General features: G+C 71.9%; 3 protein-coding genes. All 3 read left to right on the top strand.

Annotated elements, in window-relative coordinates; translation table 11 throughout:
- Positions 1-1,886 (top strand): peptidoglycan D,D-transpeptidase FtsI family protein (locus tag M8J73_RS14990; RefSeq protein ID WP_249828710.1); only part of this gene is annotated, 1,886 nt, incomplete at its 5' end.
- Positions 1,887-1,966: 80 nt separating this feature from the next.
- Positions 1,967-3,643 (top strand): UDP-N-acetylmuramoyl-L-alanyl-D-glutamate--2,6-diaminopimelate ligase, encoded by a 1,677-nt coding sequence (locus M8J73_RS14985; protein WP_249828709.1) that lies wholly within the window; start codon positions 1,967-1,969, stop codon positions 3,641-3,643.
- Positions 3,644-3,647: 4 nt separating this feature from the next.
- The coding region (locus tag M8J73_RS14980) for a Mur ligase domain-containing protein (RefSeq protein WP_249828708.1) at positions 3,648-3,961 on the top strand (314 nt) is incomplete at its 3' end.

Here is a 3,961-nt window from a genome sequence, read left to right as displayed (position 1 = left end):
CCGGCCCCGGCCCCGGCGCCCGGCCCGCGGGCCAGCGCCGCCCGGGCCCCCGGCAGCCGGCCCCGCGCACCATCCGCCTGGGCAGCCCCCGCCCCCGGCTGCGCATGGTGAGCCTCGCCCTGACCCTGGTGATGATCGCCTTCGTGGTCCGGCTGCTCCAGGTGCAGGCCGTCGACGCGGGAGAGTACGCGGCCAAGGCCGACCGGAACCGCTACGTCGGCCGGGTCCTCGCCGCCGAGCGGGGCGGGATCACCGACCGCAACGGGGTCCACCTGGCGATCAGCGCGGACGCCAACGACATCACCGCCGACCCGACGATGTTCACGCGCGACCAGCTCAAGGTCGGTGACGGCCCCGAGCAGGCGGCCGCGCTCCTCGCCCCGATCCTCGGCGCCGACCAGGACACGATCGCCGGGAAGCTGCGCACCAAGAACACGCGGTACGTGCTCCTCGCCCGCCGCCAGACCCCCCAGGTCTGGAACCAGATCACCGACCTGAAGACCGCGCTCGTCAAGAAGGCCAAGGACGACCCGGGCACCGTCAACGTCCTGGCCGGCGTCTTCCAGGAGCCCAGCAGCAAACGCGTGTACCCCAACGGCGACCTCGCCGCCGGGATACTGGGCTGGGTCAACGCCGAGGGCAAGGGCGGCGGGGGTGTCGAGCAGCAGCTGAACCGCGATCTGTCCGGCAAGAACGGCAAGATCCGCTACGCCCAGTCCGGCGGACGCCTCGTGCCCACCGCGGGCTCCGCCGAGACCCCCGCCGTGGCCGGCTCCGACGTCGAGCTGACCATCGACCGGGACATCCAGTGGGCCGCGCAGAGCGCCATCACCGAGCAGGTGAAGAAGTCCAAGGCGGACCGCGGCTACGTGATAGTGCAGGACACCCGCACCGGCGAGATCCTCGCCATGGCCAACTCACCCGGCTTCGACCCCAACGACCTCAGCAAAGCGAACCCGGACGCCCTGGGCAACGCGGCCCTCCAGGACGCCTACGAGCCCGGCTCCACCGCCAAGGTCATGTCGATGGCCGCCGTACTGGAGGAGAACGTCGCCACCCCCGAGACGCATGTCACCGTGCCCAACCGGCTGCACCGCGGCGACCGCCTCTTCAAGGACGACATCGACCACCCGACCTGGTACCTGACGCTCAACGGCGTGCTCGCCAAGTCCAGCAACATCGGCACGATCCTCGCCACCGGCGAACTCGGCAGGAACCAGCGGGAGTCCAACCGGATCCTCTACTCCTATCTGCGCAAGTTCGGCATCGGCAGCTACACCGGGCTCGGCTTTCCCGGCGAGACCAAGGGCATCCTCGCCGCGCCCGGCGACTGGTCGACGTCGCAGCAGTACACGATCCCTTTCGGTCAGGGCGTCTCGATAAACGCCATGCAGGCGACCTCCGTCTACTCGACGATCGCCAACGGCGGCGTCCGCGTGGCGCCCACCCTCGTCCGCGGCACCAAGGGGCCCGACGGCCGCTTCACCCCCGCCCCGAAGCCGAAGAAGACCCGGGTCGTGAGTGAGAGGACGGCGAAGACCCTGGCCAGGATGCTGGAGTCCGTCGTGGACGACGAGGAGGGCACCGGCACCAAGGCACGCATCCCCGGCTACCGGGTCGCGGGCAAGACGGGTACGGCGAACCGTGTGGATCCGGCCACCGGCAGGTACCGCGGCTACACCTCGTCGTTCGCCGGCTTCGCACCCGCGGACAAGCCGCGGATCACCGTGTACTGCGCCATCCAGAACGCCACCAAGGGCAACTACTTCGGCGGCCAGATCTGCGGGCCCATCTACAAGGAGGTCATGGAGTTCGCCCTGAAGACCCTCCAGGTCCCGCCGACCGGCGCCGGGCCCGCGAACCTGCCCGTCAGCTTCAAGCCGTGACCCGCCGCCCGGGCGACCCCCGACCCTCCTGACCCCCCTGATCCACCCACTGATCAGCGCAACCAGCCAGGAACGCACTCGTGACCATGATCACTCCCGACCCCGGGAACCACGCCGCCCCACCGCCCCCGCGCAAACCCTCGCTTCGCTCCGGCGGGGGTGCGCCCGGTACGCTCACCGCCGTGCCACACGCTGATCAGTCCCAAACCACCCAGAAGGGCGTTTCCGTGACATACCCCGGACCGCCCAGGCCGGCCCAGGTCTCCGCCACACCCCTCGCGGAACTCGCCGGACACCTGGGTGCCGCACAGCCGGAGACCGGGGAGGCGACCACCGGGGTCACGGGCATCACCCATGACTCCCGCGCCGTCCGCCCCGGCGATCTGTACGCCGCCCTGCCCGGCGCCCGGCTGCACGGCGCCGACTTCGTGAACCAGGCGGCCGGCCTCGGTGCCGTCGCCGTCCTGACCGACCCGACCGGTGCCGAGCGCGCCGCCGCCACCGGGCTCCCGGTCCTCGTCGTCGACGACCCGCGCGGACGGATGGGCGAACTGGCGGCCACGATCTACGGCCGGCCCGGCCGCGACCTGCTCCAGATCGGCATCACCGGCACCTCCGGCAAGACCACCACCGCCTACCTCGTCGAGGGCGGCCTGCGCACGGTGCGCTCCACCGGGCTCATCGGCACCGTCGAGATGCGCATCGGCGACGAGCGCGTCAAGTCCGAGCGCACCACCCCCGAGGCCACCGACCTCCAGGCCCTCTTCGCCGTCATGCGCGAACGCGGCGCCGACGCGGTCGTCATGGAGGTGTCCAGCCACGCCCTGGTCCTCGGCCGGGTCGACGGCTGCGTCTTCGACGTGGCGGTGTTCAACAACCTCAGCCCGGAGCACATGGAGTTCCACTCCGACATGGAGGACTACTTCCAGGCCAAGGCGGGGCTGTTCACCCCGGAGCGCAGCAGGCTCGGCGTCGTCAACCTCGACGACGAGTACGGCCGCAGGCTCACCAAGGAGGCCACGGTCCCGGTCGTCACGTTCTCCGCCGAGGGCCACCCCGACGCCGACTGGCGCGCCGTGGACGTCCAGGTCGGCCCGATGGACTCGACGTTCACCGTGCTCGGCCCGAAGGACGAGCGGATCACCGCGAGGTCACCGCTGCCGGGCCCGTTCAACGTCGCCAACACCGTCGCCGCCATCGCCGCCCTGGCCGTCGCCGGGATCGACCCGCAGACCGCCGCCGACGGCATCGCCGCCGTGCCGGGCGTGCCGGGCCGCCTGGAGCGCGTGGACGCCGGACAGCCCTACCTCGCGGTCGTCGACTACGCCCACAAGACGGACGCCGTCGAGTCGGTCCTCAAGGCGCTGCGCAAGGTCACCGAGGGCAGGCTGCACGTGGTGCTCGGCTGCGGCGGCGACCGGGACCGCACCAAGCGCGCGCCGATGGGCGCCGCCATCGCCCGGTTCTCCGACACCGCCGTACTGACCTCCGACAACCCCCGCTCCGAGGACCCCCTCGCGATCCTCGCCACCATGCTCGAGGGCGCGGCCTCCGTGCCGGCCCACGAGCGCGGCGAGGTCCTCCTCTTCGAGGACCGGGCCGCCGCGATCGCCGCGGCCGTGGCCCGCGCCGAACCCGGCGACACCGTGCTGGTCGCGGGCAAGGGCCACGAGCAGGGCCAGGACATCGCCGGCGTGGTACGTCCCTTCGACGACCGCCAGGTGCTTCGCGAAGCTATCCAGCAGACCCAGGGATGAACTTGTGATCGCCCTCTCTCTCGCCGAGATCGCAGAAGTCGTCGGCGGGCAGACGCACGACATACCGGATCCGTCGGCGCTCGTCACCGGACCCGTCGTCCGGGACTCCCGTGAGGTGGAGCCCGGCAGCCTCTTCGTCGCCTTCGTCGGCGAGCGAGTGGACGGCCACGACTACGCGGCCGCGGTCGTCGAGGCGGGCGCGGCAGCGGTGCTGGCGTCCCGCCCCGTCGGCGTGCCCGCGATCGTCGTGGCCGACGTCCAGGCGGCCCTCGGTGCCCTCGCCCGCCATGTGGTGCGCGAACTCGGCACCACCCTCGT

Source organism: Streptomyces neyagawaensis (assembly GCF_023516595.1).
Taxonomy (GTDB): Bacteria; Actinomycetota; Actinomycetes; order Streptomycetales; family Streptomycetaceae; genus Streptomyces; species Streptomyces neyagawaensis.
Note: the sequence above shows the minus strand (reverse complement) of the source record. Positions and strands in the feature narration are given on the sequence as shown.